Genomic DNA, 22,139 nt, shown 5'->3' with positions numbered 1-22,139 from the left:
TGAATTCTTATTTAGAGTATAATTCGACGATCAGTTGCTCCTTGATGTTCTCAGGGATCTGAAGTCTTTCTGGCACGGTAACGAAGGTTCCTTCTTTCTTTTCAGAATTCCAGGTAATCCATTCGTAAACAGCACTATTTGCAGCCAAAGAATCAACGATGGATGGTACGGATTTGGATTTTTCCCTAACACCTACCACATCACCTGGCTTTAGTTTGTATGATGGAATGTTCACTACCTCACCATTAACGGTAATGTGACGGTGCGATACCAACTGGCGTGCACCTCTCCTTGATGTGGAGATACCCATTCTGTAGACCACGTTGTCCAAACGGGATTCGCACAATTGAAGCAACACTTCACCGGTTACTCCTTCTTTTCTTTTGGCCTCGGTAAACAAGTTACGGAACTGACGCTCCAAAATACCGTAGGTATATTTGGCTTTTTGCTTTTCCATCAACTGGATTGCGTATTCCGATTTTTTGCCACGGCGTCTGTTGTTGCCGTGTTGTCCTGGAGGGTAATTTTTCTTTTCAAAAGACTTGTCGTCTCCGAAAATTGCTTCGCCGAACTTTCTGGCGATCTTTGTTTTTGGTCCTGTATATCTTGCCATCTTCTTTAAATTTGAAAATGCGATTATGAATTAAGGCTTATCCTTCGATAATCTAACTGCACCTTCTGTGAAGACCCTTTTTAGGGGGCCCGTTAAACAATAATTGATAATTAAACTCGTCTTCTTTTTGGAGGTCTACATCCGTTGTGTGGAAGTGGGGTAACGTCTACGATCTCGGTTACCTCGATCCCAGCATTGTGGATGGAACGGATAGCAGATTCCCTACCGTTACCTGGTCCCTTAACGTATACCTTCACTTTTCTCAATCCAGCTTCGTGTGCCACTTTTGCACAATCCTCTGCCGCGACCTGGGCCGCATAGGGCGTGTTCTTTTTGGAACCACGGAATCCCATTTTACCAGCGGATGACCAAGAGATCACATCACCCTTTTTGTTGGTAAGGGAAATGATGATATTGTTGAAAGATGCAACTACGTGCGCCTCGCCCGTAGACTCTACGATTACTTTGCGCTTTTTAGCTGCGGTTTTTGTACTTGCTTTTGCCATATTTTTTAGTTTCTAGTGTTAGCTCTTAGTTATTGGAATCCTAGACTTTTACATTTCAAACAGATTCTTCTAACGTCTAAATACTAATGACTATGTTCTTATTATTTAGTTGCTTTTTTCTTGTTGGCAACTGTTTTTCTTTTTCCTTTTCTGGTCCTAGAGTTGTTCTTGGTACGTTGACCCCTAAGTGGTAAACCAGCTCTGTGACGGATTCCTCGGTAACAACCTATGTCCATCAAACGCTTGATGTTCATTTGGGTCTCTGAGCGAAGTTCTCCTTCAATGGTATAAGCCCCAACAGCGTCACGGATTCTTCCGATTTCATCATCGGTCCAATCGGAAACCTTGGTATCCTCGCTTACCTGGGCGGTCTTCAAAATCTCTTGCGCCCTACTTTTACCCACTCCGAAGATATAGGTAAGTGAAATAACGCCACGCTTTTGTTTAGGTATATCTACACCTGCAATTCTTGCCATAATTACCCTTGTCTTTGTTTAAATCTAGGATTCTTTTTGTTGATTACGTACAATCTGCCCTTTCTGCGTACAATTTTGCAGTCGGCACTTCTCTTCTTTATTGATGCTCTTACCTTCATGTAACTAGTATCTATAAGTAATTCTTGCTTTTGTTAAATCGTATGGGCTCATTTCCAACTTCACTTTATCCCCAGGAAGCAATTTGATGTAGTGCATCCTCATTTTTCCGGAGATATGCGCGGTTACCACGTGTCCGTTTTCCAATTCTACCCTGAACATTGCATTTGACAATGCTTCAATAATAGTCCCGTCTTGTTCTATTGCTGGCTGCTTTGCCATAAATTATGCTACTTTTCTGTTTTTGCCGGTTTTCATCAAGCCGTCATAATGCCTGTTCAACAAATAAGAATTTACTTGCTGTACCGTATCGATGGCCACACCTACCATGATCAATAGGGAGGTGCCACCATAAAACAATGCCCAACCTGCCTGCACGTCCATCAACTTGACCACTACTGCTGGCAGCACTGCCAAAAGGGCCAAGAATATGGAACCTGGGAAGGTGATCAAGGACATGATCTTATCCAAAAAGTCACCGGTTTCCTTACCTGGACGAATACCAGGGATAAAACCACCACTTCTTTTCAAATCATCGGCCATTTTATTGGTAGGCACGGTGATCGCTGTATAGAAGTAGGTAAAAATGATGATCAATACTGCGAACAAAATGTTGTAGGCCAAACCAAAAATATCTTGGAACTGAACCTCCATCCACTGACCTACCGCTGTATTGTTGAACGTTCTACCCAACAAACCGGGCGCAAACATGATTGCTTGTGCGAAAATGATGGGCATTACCCCGGAAGCATTCAACTTCAACGGAATATATTGCCTAGCTCCCATGATGTTCTTTTCATAACCACCGGAAGCAGTTCTTCTTGCATATTGCACAGGTACTTGTCGTACGGCCATGGTCAAATACACACTGGCCAAAATCACCAAGAACCAAACAATTACTTCGATCAACATGAACATGATACCACCTGTGTTGTTGGTAGTCCTTGAAACAAATTCTTGGGCGAATACCTGAGGCATTCTAGCGATGATACCGATCATGATCAACAAGGAAATACCGTTTCCGATACCCTTATCGGTGATTTTCTCACCCAACCACATGGCAAATACACACCCCGTTACCAAGATGATCACGGCAGGTATGATGAAATCCATTCCTTTGCCCAACACAAATGCGCTGTCTGGAACACCCAAAGCACCCAATCCATATAAATAGGCAGGGGCTTGTACAATACAGATACCGATGGTTAACCAACGGGTAATCTGATTGATGGTCTTTCTACCGCTCTCTCCTTCTTTTTGCAGTTTTTGAAGATAAGGAATGGCAATTCCCATCAACTGGACCACAATGGAAGCGGAGATATAGGGCATGATACCCAATGCAAAAACAGAGGCATTTGCAAAAGCACCCCCTGTAAAGGCATTCAATATTCCCAAAATACCTTGCTCCGTGTTGGAGGACAATTCGGCCAATTGGGATGTATCAATACCTGGAAGCACAATTTGGGCGCCAAATCGGTAAACCAACAGTAGCCCAAGGGTAAGGATGATGCGTTGTCTCAGCTCCTCAATTTTCCAGATATTTGATATGGTCTCAATAAATTTCTTCATGCTGTAAAATCCTTATAAACTTATTGCCTCACCTCCAGCAGCTTCGATGGCAGCTTTTGCGGAAGCAGTAAATTTATGAACCGATACTTTTAGGGATGCCTTCAATTCGCCATCGCCCAAAATCTTCACCAAATCATTTTTGTGTGCCAAACCGTTGGCCTGAAGGTGTTCCAAGGTAACTTCTCCCTTAACGGCACCTTTGTCCACCAACTCCTGTAATTTGCCCAAGTTGATACCACGGTACTCCTTACGGTTGATATTGTTGAAACCAAACTTGGGAACACGTCTTTGCAATGGCATCTGACCACCTTCAAATCCAATTTTCTTGGAATATCCAGATCTAGACTTGGCTCCTTTGTGTCCACGAGCGGCGGTGCCCCCTTTACCAGAGCCTTCACCTCTACCAACACGTTTTCCTTCTTTGTGCACAGCGCCTTCCGCTGGTTTTAGATTACTTAGATCCATTTGCTTGTAATATTTTAAGCTTCCTCGGTGGAAACCAAGTGTTTTACCTTACTAATCATTCCAAGGATACTGGGTGTTGCATCATGCTCAACAACCTGTCCGATTTTACGCAATCCAAGTGCCTCCAATGTTCTTTTTTGGTTCTCTGGCCTTTTGATGGCACTCTTTTCCTGTTTTACCTTAATCTTTGACATACTATCCTTTGTTTATCCTTTAAAGACTTTTTCCAAAGAAACTCCTCTTTGTTTTGCTACGGTATCCGCGCTTCTCAATTGCAAAAGGGCATCGAAAGTTGCTTTTACCACGTTGTGAGGGTTGGAAGAACCTTGTGACTTCGACAATACATCGTGCACACCTACGGCTTCCAATACCGCCCTAACAGCACCACCAGCGATTACTCCGGTACCGTGTGAAGCTGGCTGGATATAAACCCTGGCACCTCCAAATTTTCCTTTTTGTTCGTGTGGAAGGGTTCCTTTGTTCAAAGGAATACGTACCAAATTCTTCTTGGCATCCTCGATGGCCTTTGCGATGGCAGTGGCAACTTCTTTGGATTTACCCAAACCATGTCCAACAACACCGTTTTCATCACCAACAACAACAATGGCTGAAAAACCAAAGGCTCTACCACCTTTTGTTACCTTGGTAACTCGTTGTACTCCAACCAAACGGTCTTTCAACTCCAGTCCACCTGGCTTTACTATCTCTACGTTTTTGTAATTCTGGTACATAGTTTCTTAGAATTTAAGTCCGGCTTCCCTAGCTCCTTCAGCCAATGATTTTACTCTTCCGTGATATAGGTTTCCTCCCCTATCGAATGCCACGGCCTCAATACCAAGCTTAAGGGCCTTTTCCGCTATGGCCTTGCCCACTTGGGTGGCAACCTCGGATTTGGTCCCTTTGGCATCAACATCCTTGTCTCTGGATGATGCAGCGGCCAGGGTAACCCCCTTGTTGTCATCGATCAATTGGGCATATATTTCTTTATTGCTCCTGAAAACAGACAATCTTGGTCTTGCTTCAGTTCCGAAGGATACTTTGCGTATTCTTCTTCGGATGCGTTGTTTTCTTTCAGTCTTAGATAATCCCATAGTCTTAATTATTAAGCTGATTTACCTGCTTTTCTTCTTAGTATTTCACCCACAAACTTGATACCTTTTCCTTTGTAAGGCTCTGGCTTACGGAAAGAGCGGATCTTGGCGGCAACTTGTCCTACCAATTGCTTGTCGTGTGATGTTAGTTTTACAATCGGGTTTTTCCCTTTTTCTGATACGGTCTCGATTTTTACCTCGGGAGCGATATCCATAATGATATTGTGGGAGAAACCTAGGGCCAAGTCCAATTTCTGACCTTGGTTGCTGGCTCTATATCCTACCCCTACCAATTCCAATTCTTTGGTCCAACCTTGTGATACTCCTTTGATCATATTGGACACTAGAGCTCGGTATAGACCGTGTTTTGCTTTGTGCTCCTTGGAATCGGAAGGCCTTGCTACCATAACATTGCCATCTTCAACCTTTACGTCAACATCTGAAAACTCCTGAGTAAGCTCTCCCATTTTACCTTTTACGGTTACAACAGCATCCTTCACCTCTACAGTGACACCCTCAGGAATTGCAATTGGATTGTTACCTATTCTTGACATTTTTTTTCTCTTTTCTCAATTAATATACGTAGCACAATACTTCACCACCTACATTCTCTTGCTTGGCTTGCTTGCTGGTCATCACTCCATGTGAAGTGGACACGATGGCAATACCCAAACCGTTCAAGACCCTTGGTAGTTCTTCAGAACCGGAATACTTGCGCAAACCAGGCTTACTTACCCGCTGCAATTTTTTGATAATGGGTTCTTTGGTGAACTTATCGTACTTAAGGGCAATCTTGATGTTACCCTGAACTTGGTCGTCCTCGAACTTGTAGCTCAAAATATATCCTTGATCGAACAATATTTTGGTAATCTGTTTCTTAAGATTGGAAGCGGGAATATCCACTACCCTATGACCTGCCTTGCTGGCATTTCTGATTCTGGTCAAATAATCTGAAATTGGATCTGTAAGCATTTCTTTTCTTTATCTAAATTACCAACTTGCCTTTTTAACTCCTGGGATAAGACCTTGGTTGGCCATTTCCCTGAAAGTAACTCTGGATATACCGAAGGTTCTCATGTACCCTCTTGGTCTCCCGGTCAATTTGCAACGGTTGCGCATACGTACCGGAGAGGCATTTTTGGGAAGCTTTTGAAGGGCTTCGTAGTCCCCAGCTTCTTTTAGCGCTTTTCTTTTCTCGGCATATTTTGCAACCATTTTTGCCCTTTTTCTTTCACGGGCTTTCATTGATTCCTTGGCCATACTAGTTCTTTTTAAAGGGTACTCCCAATTCGGTTAACAACGATTTTGCTTCTTTATCAGTTTCAGCAGAGGTAACGAATGTGATATCCATACCGTTGATTCTGTTGATCCTGTCTATATTGATCTCTGGAAAAATGATCTGCTCGGTAACACCCAAGTTGTAATTTCCCCTACCGTCGAAACCGGTAGCTTTTACACCTTGGAAATCACGTACCCTTGGAAGGGCAGAAGTGATCAAACGATCCAAAAATTCGTACATACGCTCTCCTCTCAAGGTCACTTTGGCACCGATTGGCATTCCCTTTCTCAATTTAAAGGTAGCAACGTCCTTTTTGGATAGGGTGGCAACCGCTTTTTGACCGGTGATCATGGTCAACTCGTCCACTGCATGGTCGATAAGTTTTTTATCGGATACTGCAGCACCTACACCACGGCTAACCACTATTTTTTGCAATTTGGGCACCTGCATTACGTTCTGGTAACCAAATTCTTCGGTAAGCGCCTTGATCACACGCTCCTTGTATTCTTGCTTTAATCTTGGAATGTAGCTCATGACTAAATTACTTCATTGGATTTTTTGGAAACCCTAACTTTCTTCCCATCCCTTACTTCGTATCCAACTCTGGTGGCATCACCTGATTTTGGATCGATCAATGCAAGGTTGGAGATGTGCATAGGTGCTTCCTTCTTTGTTATGCCTCCTTGAGGGTTCTTAGCACTTGGCTTTTCGTGTTTGGACACCATGTTGATGCCTTCCACGATGGCTTTGTTCTTCTCACGGTCTACCTGAAGTACTTTTCCTTCGCTGCCTTTGTGGTCTCCCGCAATGACTTTGACCGTATCCCCTGTTTTTATTTTCAACTTCATCTCTCTGATATTTCTTTTACAGCACTTCAGGTGCCAATGAAACAATCTTCATGAACTGTCTGTCCCTAAGCTCCCTGGCAACAGGTCCGAATACACGGGTACCTCTCATTTCACCGGCAGGGTTCAACAAAACACATGCGTTGTCGTCAAAACGGATGTAAGAGCCATCTGGTCTTCTTACCTCTTTCTTTGTACGAACCACAACTGCAGTCGAAACAGAACCTTTCTTTACAGTACCGTTGGGGGTAGCCTCTTTTACGGTAACAACGATCTTGTCACCCAAGGAAGCATACCTTCTCTTTGTTCCTCCCAGTACGCGGATGGTCAAAACTTCTTTTGCACCAGTATTGTCCGCAACCCTTAATCTTGATTCTTGCTGTACCATAATTATTTAGCTCTTTCTAGGATTTCTACCAACCTCCAGCATTTGGTTTTGCTCATAGGTCTGGTTTCCATTATTTTAACGGTATCGCCTTCGTTGCAATCGTTCTTTTCGTCGTGGGCAACATATTTCTTGGTCTTCAAAACGAATTTCCCGTACATGGGGTGTTTTACTCGTTTTACCTCAGAAACCACAATTGATTTCTCCATTTTGTTGCTGGTAACAACGCCTATTCTTTCTTTTCTTAAATTTCTGTTTTCCATAAGGCAGAACCAATTATTGTAATTCCCTTTTAGTTAATTCAGTTGCAAGTCTTGCTACCGTCCTTCTAGTTTTTCTGATCTGTAAAGGATTTTCCAATGGAGTAACGGCGTGAGCCATTTTAAGGTCGGCGTGTTGTTTTTTGAACTCGGCCAACTTCTCCTTTAGCTCTTCAATTGAAAGTTCTTTTATCTCTGATTGTCTCATCTTAATCCTCAATTAAAAATTAGGCGGAATAATCCCTTGCTACCACAAACTTAGTCTTAACAGGCAACTTTTGGGCCGCAAGCCTCAAGGCTTCCTTGGCGATATCCATGGGCACACCGGCAACCTCGAACATAATACGTCCTGGTTTAACGATGGCCACCCAGTATTCAGGAGCACCCTTACCTTTACCCATACGAACCTCAAGCGGTTTTTTGGTGATGGGCTTGTCCGGGAATATCTTGATCCACAATTGACCTTGTCTCTTCATGTATCTTGTCGCAGCGATACGTGCAGCCTCAATTTGGCGGGCAGTGATGAAGTGGGAATCCAAAGATTTGATACCGAACATTCCATTGGAAAGTTGGTGACCTCTTTGCGAAATTCCTTTCATACGCCCTTTCTGGGCTTTACGAAACTTTGTTCTTTTTGGCTGTAACATCTTACCTTACTTTATCTTATTACTTTCTACGGCGTGGTTTTTTGCCACCTTCTTGTTTACCGCCTTTTGCTTGACTCTTGCTCAATCCTACCAATGGGGAAAGCTCTCTTTTACCATAAACCTCACCCTTCATGATCCATACCTTGATTCCCAATCTACCGTAGGTAGTGTGGGCTTCGTGCAAGGCATAGTCAACATCGGCACGGAAAGTGGACAATGGAATCCTTCCTTCTTTGTAAGATTCTGAACGTGCCATTTCAGCACCGTTCAAACGACCTGATATCTGTATTTTGATACCTTCTGCATTCATACGCATTGCAGCTGCAATCGCCATTTTAATGGCTCTACGGTATGAAATTCGGCTTTCAATTTGACGTGCTACACTTGCAGCAACCAAATTGGCATCCAATTCAGGTCTTTTTATTTCGTGGATATTGATCTGAACCTCTTTGTTGGTGATTTTCTTAAGCTCTTCCTTAAGTTTATCCACCTCTTGTCCACCTTTACCGATGATGATACCAGGACGGGCCGTGGTAATGGTAATGGTGATCAATTTTAAGGTTCTCTCAATGATTACCCTTGACACGCTGGCTTTTGCCAAACGAGCGTGTACATATTTTCTGATCTTATCGTCTTCAGCCAGCTTATCGCCGTAATCGTTTCCTCCGTACCAGTTGGATTCCCATCCTCTGATAATTCCTAAGCGATTTCCTATTGGATTGGTCTTCTGTCCCATATTCTTTCTTCTAGCTTTGAACGTTGTTATTGGATTCCAAAATCATGGTAACATGGTTGGAACGCTTTCTGATCCTGTGGGCCCTTCCTTGCGGAGCTGGTCTCAATCTTTTCAACATGGTTCCTCCATCCACACGGATTTCCTTGATGTAAAGATCGGCATCCTCAATGCTGGCATCCTCATTTTTGGCTTCCCAGTTGGCGATGGCAGAAAGCAATAGTTTCTCCAATTTTCTGGATGCTTCCTTAGGGTTGAACCTCAAGATGGCCAAAGCCATTTCGATTTGCTTTCCCCTTACCAAATCTGCCACCAAACGCATCTTTCTTGGAGATGTCGGGCAATTGTTAAGCTTTGCGATAGCAAGTTGCTTTTTCTCTTCTTTCAACCTTTCGGCCATTTGTCTTTTACGAACTCCCATAGCTTACTTACTTTTTACCTTTGTTTTTAGCCCCAGCATGCCCTCTAAAAGAGCGTGTTGGTGAAAATTCTCCAAGTTTGTGACCTACCATATTCTCGGTTACATATACGGGAACAAATTGTTTTCCGTTGTGCACCGCGATGGTCTGTCCCACAAAGTCTGGGGTTATCATAGAGGCTCTAGACCACGTTTTGATAACTGATTTCTTTCCTGATTCTATATTGGCCTGGACTTTTTTCTCCAGACTAAGATGAACGAATGGTCCTTTTTTTAACGAACGTGCCATTTACTTTTTCTTTTATTTCTTTCTACGTTCTATGATATATCTATTGGTATCCTTGGTCTTGGAACGGGTCCTGAATCCTTTGGCAGGAATACCGTTTCTAGATCTTGGGTGACCTCCGGAAGCCCTTCCTTCACCACCACCCATTGGGTGATCTACAGGGTTCATGGCCACTGGCCTTGTTCTTGGTCTTCTACCCAACCATCTGCTTCTACCGGCCTTACCGGAAACAAGCAACTGGTGGTCGGAGTTGGAAACCGCACCGATCGTCGCCATACATGTGGCCAAAATCATACGGGTCTCCCCAGATGGCAATTTAATGGTCACGAATTTGCCGTCTTTTGCCATCAACTGGGCAAAAGTACCTGCACTACGTGCCATTACAGCACCTTGACCAGGTCTCAATTCGATACAGGAAATGATGGTACCCAATGGAATCTCGCCCAATGGAAGAGCATTTCCAATCTCAGGTGCAGCACCAGACCCTGAATTGATGGTCTGACCGATCTGCATCCCGTTCTGGGCCACAACATACCTTTTTTCTCCATCCTTGTACTCTACCAAGGCGATAAATGCAGTTCTGTTGGGATCGTATTGGATGGACTGCACAGTGGCATCCACTCCTTGTTTGTCCCGCTTGAAATCGATGATACGATATCTACGTTTATGTCCACCACCTCTATGGCGCATGGTCATTTTACCTTGACTGTTCCTACCACCTGACTTTTTTAACGGAGCAAGCAAGCTTTTCTCCGGCTTATCAGTAGTAATCGCGTCAAATCCGTTTACTACTCTAAAACGCTGCCCAGGGGTTATCGGTTTTAATTTTCTAACTGACATTTCTCGTCTTTATAGATTACTGTAAAAATCAATAATATCACCTTCAGCAACATCAACGATCGCCTTTTTCATGGCGTTGGTCTTACCGTGCTGTATACCGGTTTTTGTATAGCGACTCTTACGCGTTGGACCATAGTTCATGGTTCGCACCTTTTCCACAGAAACACCATAAGTAGTCTCTACCGCTTCTTTGATTTCCAATTTGTTGGCCTTAGGGTCAACATAGAAACCGTAACGATTGAAAAGCTCGCTGTCAGCGGTCATTTTTTCCGTAATTATCGGTCTTATCAACACACTCATGACTTTCTTATTTCTTTAGGTTCGATTCAATTCCTTCCAAAGCGCTTTCGGTAAGAACAATACTATTAGCGTTAACTATTTTGTAAGTATTTAATTCTGAACCAGTTACAACTTCGGAACGCTCCAAATTACGCGACGACAAATATACGTTATTATTTGTATCACCCAACACAATAAGAGACTTTTTGTTCTCTAAGCCCAATGAAGTCAAGAAACTAACGAAATCCTTGGTCTTTGGAGCTTCAAAATTAAAGTCTTCCACAACCACCAAAGCATTCTCTTTGGACTTAAGGCTCAAAGCCGATTTTCTGGCCAAACGCTTAAGACCCTTGTTCAACTTTTGGGTATAATCTTTTGGTCTTGGACCAAAGATTCTACCACCACCACGGAAAACAGGAGACTTGATGCTACCCGCCCTGGCGGTACCGGTACCCTTTTGCTTTTTAAGCTTTCTGGTACTTCCTGCAATCTCAGCTCTTTCCTTGGCTTTGTGGGTTCCTTGTCTTTGGTGTGCCAAATATTGTTTAACATCCAAATAGATGGCATGCTCATTTGGCTCTATGGCGAAAACATCGTCAGAAAGGTCTACCTTTCTACCTGTTTCTTTTCCTTTGATATCTAATACTGCTACCTTCATTATTGCCACCTTTGAATAGTTACATATGCATTTTTATGGCCTGGAACACATCCTTTGACAACCAAAAGATTCTTTTCCGGCACTACTTTCAATACACGTAGGTTCTGTACTGTTACTCGGTCACCACCCATTCTACCGGCCATTTTCATTCCTTTGAAAACCCTGGCTGGGTAAGAAGCAGCACCAATGGAACCTGGAGCCCTCAATCTGTTGTGCTGACCGTGGGTTGCTTGTCCAACTCCTCCAAAACCGTGGCGTTTAACAACACCTTGAAATCCTTTTCCTTTAGATGTACCTACAACATCAACAAATTCACCTTCCATGAAAATGTCGACACCAACGGTATCACCTAATTTGTATTCACCTTCAAATCCTTGGAATTCAACGACTTTTTTCTTTGGAGATGCACCTGCCTTTTTAAAGTGACCACTTTCGGCCTTATTAGCATGTCTATCTGCCTTGTCATCGAAACCAAGTTGAAGGGCACTGTACCCGTCAACCTCTTCGGTTCTGACTTGGGTAACCACGCATGGTCCAGCTTCAATAACGGTACACGGAACGTTTTTTCCATTCTCGTCGAAGATGCTGGTCATACCGATTTTTTTTCCTATTAACCCAGACATAAATATTAATTATTAATTGTTTACTTTTTACTTGCGCCAATTTCTTGGCAAAAAAATTGGGTCAAGAAAAACATTCTGCTCTGACCCAGATTTTTTTTTCTTTCACCGTTTTTCCCGAACCGTCGTCCAGGACATGTAATTCCTGCCCAAAGACAGAAACTTCATCAAACTTTGATCTCAACCTCCACACCACTAGGAAGCTCAAGCTTCATAAGGGCATCGATGGTTTTGGATGAGGAGCTGTAAATGTCCAATAGTCTCTTGTAAGAGCTCAATTCGAACTGCTCCCTAGATTTTTTGTTCACGTGGGGTGAACGCAAAACCGTAAATATTTTTTTGTTCGTTGGCAACGGAATAGGTCCCGTAACCACCGCACCGGTTGTTTTTACCGTTTTCACGATCTTTTCAGCAGATTTGTCCACCAAATTGTGATCGTAAGATTTCAATTTAATTCTAATTTTTTGACTCATCTTGCTGATTGATTAAGCGGTTACTCCTTTAGCTGCCTTGATCACTTCCTCCGCAATGTTGGAAGGTGTTTCGGCATAGTGTGAAAATTCCATTGTGGATGTGGCCCTACCTGAAGACAACGTCCTCAATGCGGTAACGTATCCGAACATTTCAGAAAGTGGTACTTCAGCTTTGATCACTTTGGCACCTGCCCTATCATCCATGTTGTTCACCTGACCCCTTCTACGGTTCAAGTCGCCTACAATATCACCCATGTTCTCTTCTGGTGTTAGCACCTCCAATTTCATGATAGGCTCCATCAAAACAGCTTTAGCGGCCCTAGCGGCAGACTTGTAACCCATTTTTGCGGCCAATTCGAAGGACAATGAATCGGAATCCACAGGGTGGAAAGATCCATCGATAAGGGTAATTTTCATACTATCCATCTCAAATCCGGCCAAAGGTCCATTTTTCATGGCTTCCTTAAATCCTTTTTCTACTGATGGGATATATTCCTTAGGAATGTTACCTCCTTTGATCTCGTTAACAAACTCCAATCCAACCTTACCTTCTTCAGCAGGCTCCATGGCGAATACGATATCCGCAAACTTACCACGACCACCGGTCTGTTTCTTATAGGTTTCCCTGTGGTTTGCTTTTGCAGTAAGGGATTCTTTGTACTCAACCTGTGGCTGACCTTGGTTCACTTCCACTTTAAACTCACGTCTCAAACGGTCAACAATGATATCCAAGTGAAGCTCACCCATACCTGAAATAATGGTCTGTCCTGAAGCTTCGTCAGTTTTTACCTGGAACGTTGGATCCTCTTCAGCCAATTTAGCCAAAGCCATACCCAATTTATCCACATCAGCCTTAGTCTTAGGCTCAACAGCAATACCGATTACTGGATCGGGGAACTGCATGCTCTCCAATACGATTGGGTGTTTTTCATCCGAAAGGGTATCCCCTGTCTTGATATCTTTAAATCCAACAGCAGCACCAATATCACCAGCCTCGATGAAATCGATGGCGTTTTGCTTATTGGCATGCATTTGATAGATACGGGAGATACGCTCCTTGTTTCCTGAACGGTTGTTCAAGATATAGGAACCAGCATCCAAATGTCCAGAATACGCCCTGAAGAATGCCAAACGACCTACGAATGGATCGGTTGCAATCTTAAATGCCAAGGCAGCAAATGGTTCTTTTGGGTCCGGCTTTCTTCTTTCTTCTTTCTCTGTGTCAGGATTGATACCAACGATATCATCCTTATCCAATGGAGATGGCAAGTAACGACATACGGCATCCAACAAAAACTGAACTCCTTTATTTTTAAAGGATGAACCACAGATCATTGGAATGATCGCCCTGTCCATTACGGCAGCTCTTAATGCGGCGTGCACTTCTTCCTCAGTGATGGAATCCTCATCTTCGAAGAATTTTTCCATCAAGTTCTCATCATATTCTGCAACCGCTTCAATCAAAGCCGCTCTATATTCCTTAACCTCGGCCTCCATATCGGCAGGAATATCCACAACATCGAAAGTAGAACCGAAGTTCTCATCGTGCCATACAATAGCCCTGTTTTTGGCCAAGTCAACAATTCCTTTAAAATCAGCTTCGTCACCGATAGGCAATACAATTGGCACCGCATTGGAACCCAACATTTCACGAACCTGCTTGCACACGTTCAAGAAGTTGGAACCTTGACGGTCCATCTTGTTCACGAAACCGATACGTGGCACTTTGTAGTTATCAGCAAGCCTCCAGTTGGTTTCGGATTGTGGCTCAACACCGTCAACGGCACTGAACAAGAACACCAATCCGTCCAAAACACGCAATGAACGGTTTACCTCTACGGTAAAGTCCACGTGCCCGGGGGTGTCGATAATGTTAAAGTGATAATCTTTGGTATCAGGCAATGGCTGCGCATTTTCCATTGGAAACTTCCAAGTACAGGTTGTAGCGGCAGAGGTAATTGTAATACCACGCTCCTGCTCTTGCTCCATCCAGTCCATGGTTGCGGCACCATCGTGCACCTCACCAATTTTATGACTCACACCTGTATAAAAAAGAATACGCTCTGTAGTAGTTGTTTTACCAGCATCAATATGAGCTGCAATACCGATATTCCTTGTATATTTTAAATCTCTTCCCATTTTGTGAATTAGAATCTAAAGTGTGAGAATGCTTTGTTGGCCTCCGCCATTTTGTGTGTATCTACTCTCTTCTTCACTGCAGCACCTTCCTCTTTGGCAGCAGCCAAGATTTCGGAGGCCAATTTTTGGGCCATTGATTTCTCGTTACGCTTTCTGGCGTAGCTGATCAACCATTTCATTGCAGTGGATATTTTTCTATCCGGACGAATTTGCATAGGAATCTGGAACGTTGCACCCCCAACCCTTCTACTGCGTACTTCTACGTGCGGCATTACGTTGGACAATGCATCTTTCCAAAGCTCCAAAGCCGTTTTTTCCTCGTCGGTCTTTTTCTCGTCAACTATATCGATGGCATCATAGAAAATCTTGAACGCTATCGACTTTTTACCATCCCACATCATCATGTTCACAAAACGCGTTACAAGCTGATCGTTAAATCTTGGATCTGGTAATAGTGGTCTTTTTTTTGCCTGCTTTTTTCTCATTGCTTCTTCTTAAAGTTGATTACTTCTTCGGACGTTTAGCACCATATTTAGATCGACGTTGCGTTCTACCGGCAACACCGGCAGTATCAAGCGCACCGCGAACGATATGGTATCGAACACCAGGCAAATCCTTTACTCTTCCGCCCCTAACCAATACTATCGAGTGCTCTTGGAGGTTGTGACCTTCACCGGGGATGTATGCGTTCACCTCTTTACCGTTGGTCAGCCTTACCCTTGCAACTTTACGCATTGCAGAGTTTGGTTTCTTCGGCGTAGTAGTGTACACACGCGTACAAACCCCTCTTCGTTGAGGACACGAATCCAAAGCAGCCGATTTACTCTTCTTGGTAATTGTGGCCCTTCCTTTTCGTACTAATTGTGAAATTGTTGGCATTAAATTTCTTTTAAAAACTAAATAACCCTCATTTTGAGGGCTGCAAATGTAGTGATTATTCGGAATAATTCAAATCCATCCCAATTAAATTTACTTCAAGGGCCAAAAATATTTTTTTACGCGATTAACACTCTTCCATTTAATCAAAAATTTCAGGTCCAAATGTTATGTATATATATTAAGGTAAAGGCCAATAAAAAATGTTTTCCCACTTCCACATCTGGCTCATCTCATGCCACCGACCAAAAAAGCACAGGTCGTTCTTAAGTATTTGTTAATTTTAAAATAGCCTGCAAAATCAAGGCTTCACAACCCTTGCCCTGGATCTTTTTGCATTTTGAGCAGATCATTACCGCAATAATTAAAGACTTAACAATGAAAGTTCATCATTTTACACTTATTGCATTTAACGATCAACTCTTAAAGATTTTATAAAATTAGTTTGGATTATTAACATGAAATTATGATTTTAGCGATTAGCTAATTCAAATAATTTAACAATGAGAACAAAACTTAATGGATTGTTAACGCTATTATTGGCGTTTGTTGTGCATATATCCTTTGCACAAGACAAGACGATTACAGGTACTGTTACGGATGCTGATGGGCTTCCGTTACCTGGGGTCAACATTGTCGTTGAAGGGACCACCAATGGTACCCAAACAGATTTTGACGGAAACTACTCGATCAGTGCAAGTCAGGGTCAAACTTTGATCTTTACTTACATAGGACAAAAACCTTCTACAAGGGTTGTCGGAGCTGGTAGCGTGATCAATGTTCAAATGGTGGAAGACACCCAAGCTCTTGAAGAGGTTGTGGTAACCGCTCAAGGTATCAAGCGCGAGAAAAAAGCGCTGGGGTACGCGGTGAGCGAAGTTGGATCCGAAGAACTTGAGCAACGTACCGAAGGTGACGTCGCAAGGGTACTTTCCGGTAAGGCTTCTGGGGTACAAATTACTTCACAGAGTGGTACTTCAGGTTCCGGTACAAACGTTGTAATCCGAGGTTATACGTCCATCAACGGTAGTAACCAGGCACTATTCATCGTTGACGGTGTTCCTTTCAGTAGTGACACCAACGCACAAGGCAACTTCCTAAACGGTAACACAGGTTCTTCCAGGTTCTTGGATTTGGATCCGAACAACATCGAAAGCGTAAACGTATTGAAAGGTTTGGCCGCTGCCACACTTTATGGTACTGCTGGTAGAAACGGTGTTATTGTGATCACAACCAAATCAGGATCTTCAAAAACTGCCCAAAAGAAAACAGAGATTTCGGTAACGCAATCCATGTTCTTCAACAAGATCGCTTCTTTTCCTGATTATCAAAACTCTTACGGTGGTGGTTTCGACCAATCTTTCGGATGGTTCTTCAGTAACTGGGGACCTTCTTTCAACGCCAATGGTGTTGATGGTTACCTGAACGACCCTGCAGGTGTTATCCAACCTGATGGAACTGTGGAACACCCTTACGGATCTTCCGCGTTCTTGAACAACTTCTTGGGCGGTAACAACCTGTTGAACCAACAGTACACGGGTACCAGATACCAATGGAAGCCATACAACAACGTAGAAGAGTTCTTTAAAACAGGAACAGTTTTGAATACTTCCCTGAACATTAGAGGTTCTTCCTCCGATGGCGCGGTTAGTTACAACCTTAACTATGGACACTTGGAAGAGCAAGGATTTACTCCAGGCAACAAAGTGGCCAGAAATACCTTGTCTGTTGGCGGCAGCGCTCAATTGAGCAACAAGTTCACCGTAACCGGTACATTGAACTTCTCAAGAAACAGCATGGTTACGCCACCAGTTGCCGCTTCCCGTGGTAACGGTTCTTTGGGTTGGTCAACTTTTGGTCACGTATTCTTCACGCCCCGTAACGTGGATTTGATGGGCTTACCTTTCGAACTTCCCGAGAACGGTGGTAGTATCTATTATCGTAATGGTAACGACATCATCAACCCACGTTGGTCTGTTAAAAACGCACAAAACGGTCAGTTGACCCACCGTGTGTTCGGTAGCGCCTCATTGGGCTATACCATTAATGATAACTTAAACCTTACGTATCGTGCAGGTCTTGACTTCTATAACGAAAGAAACCATGCGCAATCCAACAAAAATGGCGTTGGATTTGATGCTGCAATTTTTGGCTTCTATAACACTTGGGACAATAACGTTACCATTTGGGACCACTACTTGGCCTTGAACGGTGATTATGACATTGGCGAGAAATTTGGCCTGTCCTTTGTTGCGGGTGGTACTACCAGACAAAGAACTTATGATAGAAATGGTACTGCAAGTAATGGTCAGATCGTATTTGGCGTGTTGAGACACTTCAACTTCCAAACACAGTCTCCAATCCAATACTACGAGCAACAGAACATTGTTGGGGTATTCGGTGAAACCACTTTGGATTATAACAACTTCTTGTTCTTGACAGCTTCTGCAAGGAATGACTGGGTTTCAAACCTTCCAACCGCCAACAACAGCAAGTTCTATCCAAGTGTGAGTGGATCTTTTATCCCAACCTCTTTGGGTGGATATAACTCCAACGTGTTGAACTACCTGAAATTGAGAGCTGGTTTGGGTCAGTCTGCTGGTTTCCCAGAAGGTTATCCAACCGTTAACACGGTTAACCAGACTACGCAGGTTCCTGGTGGTTTGGTAGGTGGTTCCACAGGTACTGTAACCAACTCGGTTAACAACTTCCAAGCGAATCCTAATCTTAAACCTGAGCTTATCAGTGAATTCGAAGTTGGTTTTGATGCCAGACTTTGGGACAACAGAATCAGCCTTGATCTTTCTTACTATGATAGAACAACCAAGGATTTGATCGTATTCAAACCTTTGGCTTCTTCTTCTGGTTATACCCAAACCCAAGATAACGTTGGTAAGGTAGAAGGTACCGGTTGGGAAATTGACCTTGGTGTTGATCTTTTCAGAAACCAAGGCGACGGATTCAACTGGAATTCCAGAGTGAACTTTACCACCAACGAACAAATCGTTACCGAGCAAGAGGATGACCAAATTCTTTATGCCGGTTCCACCGATCCAATTTTGGGTGCAAACGCGGCCATTAGAGGAGAGCAATTGGGTGTGATCGTTGGTACCCGTGTGCAGCGTGATGATGCCGGCAATTTGATTGTTGGTTCTGATGGTAACTATTTGGTACAAGACAACGTAGTTTTGCCCGATGGTAGATCTATCACACCGATCATCGGTAATCCAAACCCTGATTATGTGATGAACTTCATCAACAGCCTGTCTTTCAAAAATTGGAACTTCAACTTCCAAATAAATCACACCAAAGGTGGTGATATTGCCTCCGCAACCGTTGCTACATTACTTGGTCGTGGTTTGATTGTGGAAGATCGTAAGAATACGTTTATTCTGCCAGGTATCAACCAGACTACTGGTGAGCTAAACAGAAAGCAGATCAACAACTCTACCTATTACTTCAACAACGTATTGTTCGGTCCAAAAGAACTTCAAATCTATGATGGTTCCGTACTCCGTTTACAAGAAGTTTCTTTGGGTTATAGTTTCCCATCGAAATTCTTGGACAAGACTCCATTTGGAACGTTGACCATTACGGCCAGTGGATTTAACTTGTGGTACGATGCCTACAATACGCCAAAAGCCGCCAACTTCGATCCCAACGTAGCGGGTGTGGGTATTGGTAACGGTAGAGGCTTCGACTACATCAACGGTCCTAGTTCCAAGCGTTTTGGACTTAGTGTAAAAGCCACTTTCTAAAAAAAAATTAATTGAATTATGAAAAAATATTTTAACAAATCAATAATATTAAGTTTGATTCTGGCTGTCGGAATATTCCATTCCTGCGAGACCATTGAACTTGAACAGGTTAACAACCCAAACCAATTGACGGAGGCTGATCCCGATTTGCTATTGACCTCCATTCAGTTGAGCTATCTATCAGCTGCAACTACATTCAACAATGTGGGTTCACAATTGAGTAGGATTGAATACATGTCTGGACGTAACTATTTCAATAGATGGGGTTCCGGTACCTTCAACGGGGCATGGACCAACCTTTATGCCAACATTGTACCTGACCTTGCTGCCATTGAAGCGATCGATGAAGCAAATACCGATGTGGATCTTTCTTTCCACAGGGGTATCAGTAAAATCATGGAAGCCCACCTCTTGATGTTGTTTGTGGATTACATTGGCGATATTCCTTATTCAGAAATCAATCAGCCTGATGTATTCCCAAACCCGAGCGTTGACTCTGACTCAGCTGTTTATGCAGCAGCCATTGCGCTACTTAATGAGGCAACCTCTTTGTTGAATGGTGCTACCATTGGTACCGGTACAGACTTCTATTATGGAGGTGATGCCAGTAAATGGATAAAATTGGCCAACACGTTAAAAATGCGTGCCGATTTGACAACTGGCAACTACGCTGGTGTAATTAACGCGTCCAACGTTATTGAAAGTGCAGCGGATGATTTTGCATTCACTTATGGCACCAATGCCAACTCTCCTGATACAAGACATCCTGATTACGCAGCCGATTACCGTAGCGATGGTGCAAACATTTACCGTTCCAATTGGTTGATGAACAACATGGTTGGCAACCGCGGTGATGTTACTGGTGACGACGATCCTAGAAGACGTTACTATTTTTACAGACAAGTAGCGGTTACTCCAGGAAGCTTTACCACCCTATTGTGGGAAGCTGATGATAATTTCTATAACTACACAGGTGATCCAAACGGTGAAACTCTATCCTGCTCTTTGGAAACCGTTCCCTCTCAATTGGAATTTACTCCAGACGAAGATTACTGGTGTTCTATGCGAATTGGTTACTGGGGTAGGATGCACGGTGATGACGATGGTATTCCACCAGACAACTTTACCAGAACTGCTGTAGGTGTGTACCCTGCTGGAGGAAACTTTGACGATCATCCCGATTATGTGATCCTATCAGCCGATCAAGAAGAATTGACTGGTTATAAAAACCGCTTGGCCCTAGGTTCTGGTGGTGGCGGTGCCGGTATCGAGCCGATCATGCTCTCTTCTTACGTTGAATTCATGAGAGCCGAGGCTTATTTGGCCCAAGGTAATCCTGATGATGCGTTGGATGCTTTTGAAGCAGGAATTACAGAATCAATTGAAAAAGTGGTTTCTTTTGGTGCACTGGATGGTCAAGCTGATACATCAGTAGCACCAGATGCAGACAGAATCCTCGAGTTTATTGCCGATAAAGTGGACGAGTTTGATAATGCAGCTGGATCCACTGGTGTTGACGGTTTTGGATGGCCAGTTGAAAAAGATAAAATGGATCTTTTGGGCGAACAATACTTTATCGCTATGTACGGTGCTGGCGCTGATGGGTTCAACTTTATCAGAAGAACAGGATATCCAAGAACCTTGGCCAGAAACGTTGAGATTAACCCAGGAGCGTTCCCAAGAACTTTGTTGTATCCAGGTAACGAGGTAAGTTCCAACCCGAACATCAACCAACGTACGGATAACTCAACACAGGTATTCTGGGATAACGGAACGCTTAATCCCGCAAACTAAAAAATTAATTCGATGAAAAATACATTCAAAACTTTACTATTGGTATGCCTGACGGTCTTCAGCTTCTCCTCTTGTGAGGATGGCAACAAGACCATTGATGAGGTACTTCAATATGAAACCGGAGCGGTTCTGCGTACTATCAATGTTGTAAACGCAGTATTGAACTCCAGTGACGATTCTTCTTCCTTTATTGTAGAGGTTGAGGAGCAAGACGAACAAGATGGTGCTTTGTTGGAAAGCGTGGATATCTATGTCAATATGCGTGACCTTTCACCAGACAACGGAACCACAACGACAACCAATTCATTGGTGAAGACCATTCCAGCTTCTGCATTTACTACTGGTCCTGTCGGTCTGCCAAGAGCCACCCTTTCTGCAACTTTTGGTGAATCGGTTGCAGCTTTGGGCATTGGATCGGACGATTATTTTCCTGGCGATTTGTTCATCTTTGAGCTACGCTTGAACTTGACTGATGGAAGAACGTTTGGTGCAGCTAGTGCAGCAGGTATCATTACCGGTGGTTTCTTTGCGTCCCCATTCCAGTACAATGCATTGTTGACCTGTACTCCAGTTCCTGGAGATTATGTTGTGGACATGCATGACACCTATGGTGATGGTTGGCAAACTGACGACGGTAATGGTGGTAGTGGTATCCAAGTTACTTTAGACGATGGTACCGTTATTGAAATTGGACTTTGTTCACCTTATGCTGCAGCAGCAGGAACTTTCCTTGGAGGTTCTGATTGTACTCCCAACGACGGTTTCGACGGTTCAGCCGTTGTTACCATCCCAGCAGGAACGTCAGAGGCCAATTGGTCTTTCCCTGGTGATAGATATGGTGAAATTTCCTTTGAGGTTTATGCTCCGGATGGAACTTTACTTTTGGCTGTTGGCGTAGGTGAAGGTTCTGCTGGTCTTTTGGCAGTGACCAACTGTCTATAACAAATAACATTTATTTAAGAAAATGGGCCGTAAGACTAAGTCTTACGGTCTTTTTTTTTAAGTATATTTG

Annotated in this window: 33 protein-coding genes; 3 read left to right on the top strand and 30 right to left on the bottom strand. The window is 43.3% G+C overall.

What is annotated here, in order from left to right; translation table 11 throughout:
* Positions 1-7 precede the first annotated feature (7 nt).
* The 30 genes from rpsD to rpsL all read right to left on the bottom strand — a co-directional run bounded on the left by rpsD (position 8) and on the right by rpsL (position 15,578).
* The gene (rpsD, locus tag EO131_RS14890; RefSeq protein WP_127023973.1) at positions 8-613 is read right to left on the bottom strand and encodes a 30S ribosomal protein S4; all 606 of its coding nucleotides are present in this window, start codon (positions 611-613) and stop codon (positions 8-10) included.
* Positions 614-723: 110 nt separating this feature from the next.
* Positions 724-1,119: a 30S ribosomal protein S11 gene (gene rpsK / locus EO131_RS14885; protein ID WP_127023970.1), complete on the bottom strand. Its 396-nt coding sequence runs from the start codon at positions 1,117-1,119 to the stop codon at positions 724-726.
* Positions 1,120-1,220: 101 nt separating this feature from the next.
* Positions 1,221-1,595 carry a 30S ribosomal protein S13 gene (gene rpsM, locus EO131_RS14880; RefSeq protein WP_127023967.1) on the bottom strand — a complete coding sequence of 125 codons (375 nt, stop codon included), beginning with the start codon at positions 1,593-1,595 and terminating at the stop codon, positions 1,221-1,223.
* A gap of 2 nt (positions 1,596-1,597) precedes the next feature.
* On the bottom strand, positions 1,598-1,714 hold the full coding sequence (gene ykgO, locus EO131_RS14875; RefSeq protein WP_010519235.1) for a type B 50S ribosomal protein L36: 117 nt from the start codon (positions 1,712-1,714) through the stop codon (positions 1,598-1,600).
* A gap of 4 nt (positions 1,715-1,718) precedes the next feature.
* Entirely contained in the window at positions 1,719-1,934 is a 216-nt protein-coding gene (gene infA, locus EO131_RS14870) for a translation initiation factor IF-1 (RefSeq protein WP_014031991.1), read from the bottom strand.
* A 3-nt stretch (positions 1,935-1,937) separates the two neighbouring features.
* Entirely contained in the window at positions 1,938-3,281 is a 1,344-nt protein-coding gene (gene secY / locus EO131_RS14865; RefSeq protein ID WP_127023964.1) for a preprotein translocase subunit SecY, read from the bottom strand.
* A gap of 12 nt (positions 3,282-3,293) precedes the next feature.
* Positions 3,294-3,746, bottom strand: coding sequence for a 50S ribosomal protein L15 (gene rplO, locus EO131_RS14860; protein ID WP_127023961.1), 453 nt, complete (start codon positions 3,744-3,746; stop codon positions 3,294-3,296).
* Between the two features lie 14 nt (positions 3,747-3,760).
* Positions 3,761-3,940 carry a 50S ribosomal protein L30 gene (gene rpmD, locus EO131_RS14855; protein WP_127023958.1) on the bottom strand — a complete coding sequence of 60 codons (180 nt, stop codon included), beginning with the start codon at positions 3,938-3,940 and terminating at the stop codon, positions 3,761-3,763.
* Between the two features lie 12 nt (positions 3,941-3,952).
* Positions 3,953-4,477, bottom strand: a complete 525-nt coding sequence (rpsE, locus tag EO131_RS14850; RefSeq protein WP_127023955.1) for a 30S ribosomal protein S5 — start codon at positions 4,475-4,477, stop codon at positions 3,953-3,955.
* 6 nt (positions 4,478-4,483) lie between these two features.
* Positions 4,484-4,837, bottom strand: a complete 354-nt coding sequence (rplR, locus tag EO131_RS14845; protein WP_127023953.1) for a 50S ribosomal protein L18 — start codon at positions 4,835-4,837, stop codon at positions 4,484-4,486.
* 11 nt (positions 4,838-4,848) lie between these two features.
* Complete coding sequence (rplF, locus tag EO131_RS14840) at positions 4,849-5,391, bottom strand: 50S ribosomal protein L6 (protein ID WP_127023950.1); 543 nt, start codon at positions 5,389-5,391, stop codon at positions 4,849-4,851.
* A gap of 19 nt (positions 5,392-5,410) precedes the next feature.
* Entirely contained in the window at positions 5,411-5,809 is a 399-nt protein-coding gene (gene rpsH / locus EO131_RS14835) for a 30S ribosomal protein S8 (RefSeq protein ID WP_127023947.1), read from the bottom strand.
* A gap of 18 nt (positions 5,810-5,827) precedes the next feature.
* The gene (gene rpsN / locus EO131_RS14830; RefSeq protein WP_116218582.1) at positions 5,828-6,097 is read right to left on the bottom strand and encodes a 30S ribosomal protein S14; all 270 of its coding nucleotides are present in this window, start codon (positions 6,095-6,097) and stop codon (positions 5,828-5,830) included.
* Between the two features lies 1 nt (position 6,098).
* Complete coding sequence (rplE, locus tag EO131_RS14825; RefSeq protein ID WP_127023944.1) at positions 6,099-6,650, bottom strand: 50S ribosomal protein L5; 552 nt, start codon at positions 6,648-6,650, stop codon at positions 6,099-6,101.
* Between the two features lie 2 nt (positions 6,651-6,652).
* The gene (gene rplX, locus EO131_RS14820; protein WP_127023942.1) at positions 6,653-6,964 is read right to left on the bottom strand and encodes a 50S ribosomal protein L24; all 312 of its coding nucleotides are present in this window, start codon (positions 6,962-6,964) and stop codon (positions 6,653-6,655) included.
* A 16-nt stretch (positions 6,965-6,980) separates the two neighbouring features.
* The gene (rplN, locus tag EO131_RS14815) at positions 6,981-7,349 is read right to left on the bottom strand and encodes a 50S ribosomal protein L14 (RefSeq protein ID WP_127023939.1); all 369 of its coding nucleotides are present in this window, start codon (positions 7,347-7,349) and stop codon (positions 6,981-6,983) included.
* Between the two features lie 2 nt (positions 7,350-7,351).
* Entirely contained in the window at positions 7,352-7,609 is a 258-nt protein-coding gene (gene rpsQ, locus EO131_RS14810; protein WP_119639413.1) for a 30S ribosomal protein S17, read from the bottom strand.
* Positions 7,610-7,622: 13 nt separating this feature from the next.
* Positions 7,623-7,814, bottom strand: a complete 192-nt coding sequence (gene rpmC / locus EO131_RS14805) for a 50S ribosomal protein L29 (RefSeq protein ID WP_127023936.1) — start codon at positions 7,812-7,814, stop codon at positions 7,623-7,625.
* Between the two features lie 19 nt (positions 7,815-7,833).
* Positions 7,834-8,253, bottom strand: a complete 420-nt coding sequence (gene rplP / locus EO131_RS14800; protein ID WP_127023933.1) for a 50S ribosomal protein L16 — start codon at positions 8,251-8,253, stop codon at positions 7,834-7,836.
* A gap of 19 nt (positions 8,254-8,272) precedes the next feature.
* The gene (gene rpsC / locus EO131_RS14795) at positions 8,273-8,989 is read right to left on the bottom strand and encodes a 30S ribosomal protein S3 (RefSeq protein ID WP_127023930.1); all 717 of its coding nucleotides are present in this window, start codon (positions 8,987-8,989) and stop codon (positions 8,273-8,275) included.
* A gap of 10 nt (positions 8,990-8,999) precedes the next feature.
* Positions 9,000-9,407 (bottom strand): 50S ribosomal protein L22, encoded by a 408-nt coding sequence (rplV, locus tag EO131_RS14790; RefSeq protein ID WP_073181014.1) that lies wholly within the window; start codon positions 9,405-9,407, stop codon positions 9,000-9,002.
* Positions 9,408-9,414: 7 nt separating this feature from the next.
* Positions 9,415-9,693, bottom strand: a complete 279-nt coding sequence (gene rpsS, locus EO131_RS14785; protein ID WP_127023927.1) for a 30S ribosomal protein S19 — start codon at positions 9,691-9,693, stop codon at positions 9,415-9,417.
* 12 nt (positions 9,694-9,705) lie between these two features.
* Positions 9,706-10,530: a 50S ribosomal protein L2 gene (gene rplB / locus EO131_RS14780; RefSeq protein ID WP_127023924.1), complete on the bottom strand. Its 825-nt coding sequence runs from the start codon at positions 10,528-10,530 to the stop codon at positions 9,706-9,708.
* Positions 10,531-10,539: 9 nt separating this feature from the next.
* Positions 10,540-10,830, bottom strand: a complete 291-nt coding sequence (gene rplW / locus EO131_RS14775) for a 50S ribosomal protein L23 (RefSeq protein WP_127023921.1) — start codon at positions 10,828-10,830, stop codon at positions 10,540-10,542.
* A 7-nt stretch (positions 10,831-10,837) separates the two neighbouring features.
* Positions 10,838-11,467 (bottom strand): 50S ribosomal protein L4, encoded by a 630-nt coding sequence (gene rplD / locus EO131_RS14770; RefSeq protein ID WP_127023918.1) that lies wholly within the window; start codon positions 11,465-11,467, stop codon positions 10,838-10,840.
* Complete coding sequence (gene rplC / locus EO131_RS14765; protein WP_127023915.1) at positions 11,467-12,090, bottom strand: 50S ribosomal protein L3; 624 nt, start codon at positions 12,088-12,090, stop codon at positions 11,467-11,469. Before rplC ends, rplD begins: the two co-directional genes overlap by 1 nt.
* Before the next feature lie 164 nt (positions 12,091-12,254).
* Complete coding sequence (gene rpsJ / locus EO131_RS14760) at positions 12,255-12,560, bottom strand: 30S ribosomal protein S10 (RefSeq protein WP_010519396.1); 306 nt, start codon at positions 12,558-12,560, stop codon at positions 12,255-12,257.
* Between the two features lie 12 nt (positions 12,561-12,572).
* The gene (fusA, locus tag EO131_RS14755; protein ID WP_127023912.1) at positions 12,573-14,699 is read right to left on the bottom strand and encodes an elongation factor G; all 2,127 of its coding nucleotides are present in this window, start codon (positions 14,697-14,699) and stop codon (positions 12,573-12,575) included.
* A gap of 8 nt (positions 14,700-14,707) precedes the next feature.
* The gene (rpsG, locus tag EO131_RS14750; RefSeq protein ID WP_127023909.1) at positions 14,708-15,184 is read right to left on the bottom strand and encodes a 30S ribosomal protein S7; all 477 of its coding nucleotides are present in this window, start codon (positions 15,182-15,184) and stop codon (positions 14,708-14,710) included.
* A gap of 19 nt (positions 15,185-15,203) precedes the next feature.
* The gene (gene rpsL, locus EO131_RS14745; RefSeq protein ID WP_013305196.1) at positions 15,204-15,578 is read right to left on the bottom strand and encodes a 30S ribosomal protein S12; all 375 of its coding nucleotides are present in this window, start codon (positions 15,576-15,578) and stop codon (positions 15,204-15,206) included.
* Between the two features lie 500 nt (positions 15,579-16,078).
* Here rpsL and EO131_RS14740 point away from each other — a divergent pair, with 500 nt between their 5' ends.
* The 3 genes from EO131_RS14740 to EO131_RS14730 are packed head-to-tail and all read left to right on the top strand — an operon-like array spanning position 16,079 to position 22,069.
* Positions 16,079-19,333: a SusC/RagA family TonB-linked outer membrane protein gene (locus EO131_RS14740; protein WP_127023906.1), complete on the top strand. Its 3,255-nt coding sequence runs from the start codon at positions 16,079-16,081 to the stop codon at positions 19,331-19,333.
* A gap of 18 nt (positions 19,334-19,351) precedes the next feature.
* Positions 19,352-21,127: a SusD/RagB family nutrient-binding outer membrane lipoprotein gene (locus EO131_RS14735; RefSeq protein ID WP_127023903.1), complete on the top strand. Its 1,776-nt coding sequence runs from the start codon at positions 19,352-19,354 to the stop codon at positions 21,125-21,127.
* 12 nt (positions 21,128-21,139) lie between these two features.
* Complete coding sequence (locus EO131_RS14730) at positions 21,140-22,069, top strand: hypothetical protein (protein WP_127023900.1); 930 nt, start codon at positions 21,140-21,142, stop codon at positions 22,067-22,069.
* Positions 22,070-22,139: the final 70 nt, after the last annotated feature.

It is taken from the genome of Flagellimonas beolgyonensis (genome assembly GCF_003992615.1).
Lineage (GTDB): Bacteria > Bacteroidota > Bacteroidia > Flavobacteriales > Flavobacteriaceae > Flagellimonas > Flagellimonas beolgyonensis.
The sequence above is the reverse complement of the archived record's forward strand: the minus strand, read 5'-3'. Positions and strand labels throughout refer to the sequence as shown.

Bases quoted from the DNA above. Each gene is read 5' to 3' on its own strand.
- rpsD (WP_127023973.1), bottom strand. From the start codon at position 613: ATGGCAAGATATACAGGACCAAAAACAAAGATCGCCAGAAAGTTCGGC.
- rpsK (WP_127023970.1), bottom strand. From the start codon at position 1,119: ATGGCAAAAGCAAGTACAAAAACCGCAGCTAAAAAGCGCAAAGTAATC.
- rpsM (WP_127023967.1), bottom strand. From the start codon at position 1,595: ATGGCAAGAATTGCAGGTGTAGATATACCTAAACAAAAGCGTGGCGTT.
- ykgO (WP_010519235.1), bottom strand. From the start codon at position 1,714: ATGAAGGTAAGAGCATCAATAAAGAAGAGAAGTGCCGACTGCAAAATT.
- infA (WP_014031991.1), bottom strand. From the start codon at position 1,934: ATGGCAAAGCAGCCAGCAATAGAACAAGACGGGACTATTATTGAAGCA.
- secY (WP_127023964.1), bottom strand. From the start codon at position 3,281: ATGAAGAAATTTATTGAGACCATATCAAATATCTGGAAAATTGAGGAG.
- rplO (WP_127023961.1), bottom strand. From the start codon at position 3,746: ATGGATCTAAGTAATCTAAAACCAGCGGAAGGCGCTGTGCACAAAGAA.
- rpmD (WP_127023958.1), bottom strand. From the start codon at position 3,940: ATGTCAAAGATTAAGGTAAAACAGGAAAAGAGTGCCATCAAAAGGCCA.
- rpsE (WP_127023955.1), bottom strand. From the start codon at position 4,477: ATGTACCAGAATTACAAAAACGTAGAGATAGTAAAGCCAGGTGGACTG.
- rplR (WP_127023953.1), bottom strand. From the start codon at position 4,837: ATGGGATTATCTAAGACTGAAAGAAAACAACGCATCCGAAGAAGAATA.
- rplF (WP_127023950.1), bottom strand. From the start codon at position 5,391: ATGTCAAGAATAGGTAACAATCCAATTGCAATTCCTGAGGGTGTCACT.
- rpsH (WP_127023947.1), bottom strand. From the start codon at position 5,809: ATGCTTACAGATCCAATTTCAGATTATTTGACCAGAATCAGAAATGCC.
- rpsN (WP_116218582.1), bottom strand. From the start codon at position 6,097: ATGGCCAAGGAATCAATGAAAGCCCGTGAAAGAAAAAGGGCAAAAATG.
- rplE (WP_127023944.1), bottom strand. From the start codon at position 6,650: ATGAGCTACATTCCAAGATTAAAGCAAGAATACAAGGAGCGTGTGATC.
- rplX (WP_127023942.1), bottom strand. From the start codon at position 6,964: ATGAAGTTGAAAATAAAAACAGGGGATACGGTCAAAGTCATTGCGGGA.
- rplN (WP_127023939.1), bottom strand. From the start codon at position 7,349: ATGGTACAGCAAGAATCAAGATTAAGGGTTGCGGACAATACTGGTGCA.
- rpsQ (WP_119639413.1), bottom strand. From the start codon at position 7,609: ATGGAAAACAGAAATTTAAGAAAAGAAAGAATAGGCGTTGTTACCAGC.
- rpmC (WP_127023936.1), bottom strand. From the start codon at position 7,814: ATGAGACAATCAGAGATAAAAGAACTTTCAATTGAAGAGCTAAAGGAG.
- rplP (WP_127023933.1), bottom strand. From the start codon at position 8,253: ATGTTACAGCCAAAAAGAACAAAGTTTCGTAAAGCCCAGAAAGGGCGT.
- rpsC (WP_127023930.1), bottom strand. From the start codon at position 8,989: ATGGGACAGAAGACCAATCCAATAGGAAATCGCTTAGGAATTATCAGA.
- rplV (WP_073181014.1), bottom strand. From the start codon at position 9,407: ATGGGAGTTCGTAAAAGACAAATGGCCGAAAGGTTGAAAGAAGAGAAA.
- rpsS (WP_127023927.1), bottom strand. From the start codon at position 9,693: ATGGCACGTTCGTTAAAAAAAGGACCATTCGTTCATCTTAGTCTGGAG.
- rplB (WP_127023924.1), bottom strand. From the start codon at position 10,530: ATGTCAGTTAGAAAATTAAAACCGATAACCCCTGGGCAGCGTTTTAGA.
- rplW (WP_127023921.1), bottom strand. From the start codon at position 10,830: ATGAGTGTGTTGATAAGACCGATAATTACGGAAAAAATGACCGCTGAC.
- rplD (WP_127023918.1), bottom strand. From the start codon at position 11,467: ATGAAGGTAGCAGTATTAGATATCAAAGGAAAAGAAACAGGTAGAAAG.
- rplC (WP_127023915.1), bottom strand. From the start codon at position 12,090: ATGTCTGGGTTAATAGGAAAAAAAATCGGTATGACCAGCATCTTCGAC.
- rpsJ (WP_010519396.1), bottom strand. From the start codon at position 12,560: ATGAGTCAAAAAATTAGAATTAAATTGAAATCTTACGATCACAATTTG.
- fusA (WP_127023912.1), bottom strand. From the start codon at position 14,699: ATGGGAAGAGATTTAAAATATACAAGGAATATCGGTATTGCAGCTCAT.
- rpsG (WP_127023909.1), bottom strand. From the start codon at position 15,184: ATGAGAAAAAAGCAGGCAAAAAAAAGACCACTATTACCAGATCCAAGA.
- rpsL (WP_013305196.1), bottom strand. From the start codon at position 15,578: ATGCCAACAATTTCACAATTAGTACGAAAAGGAAGGGCCACAATTACC.
- EO131_RS14740 (WP_127023906.1), top strand. From the start codon at position 16,079: ATGAGAACAAAACTTAATGGATTGTTAACGCTATTATTGGCGTTTGTT.
- EO131_RS14735 (WP_127023903.1), top strand. From the start codon at position 19,352: ATGAAAAAATATTTTAACAAATCAATAATATTAAGTTTGATTCTGGCT.
- EO131_RS14730 (WP_127023900.1), top strand. From the start codon at position 21,140: ATGAAAAATACATTCAAAACTTTACTATTGGTATGCCTGACGGTCTTC.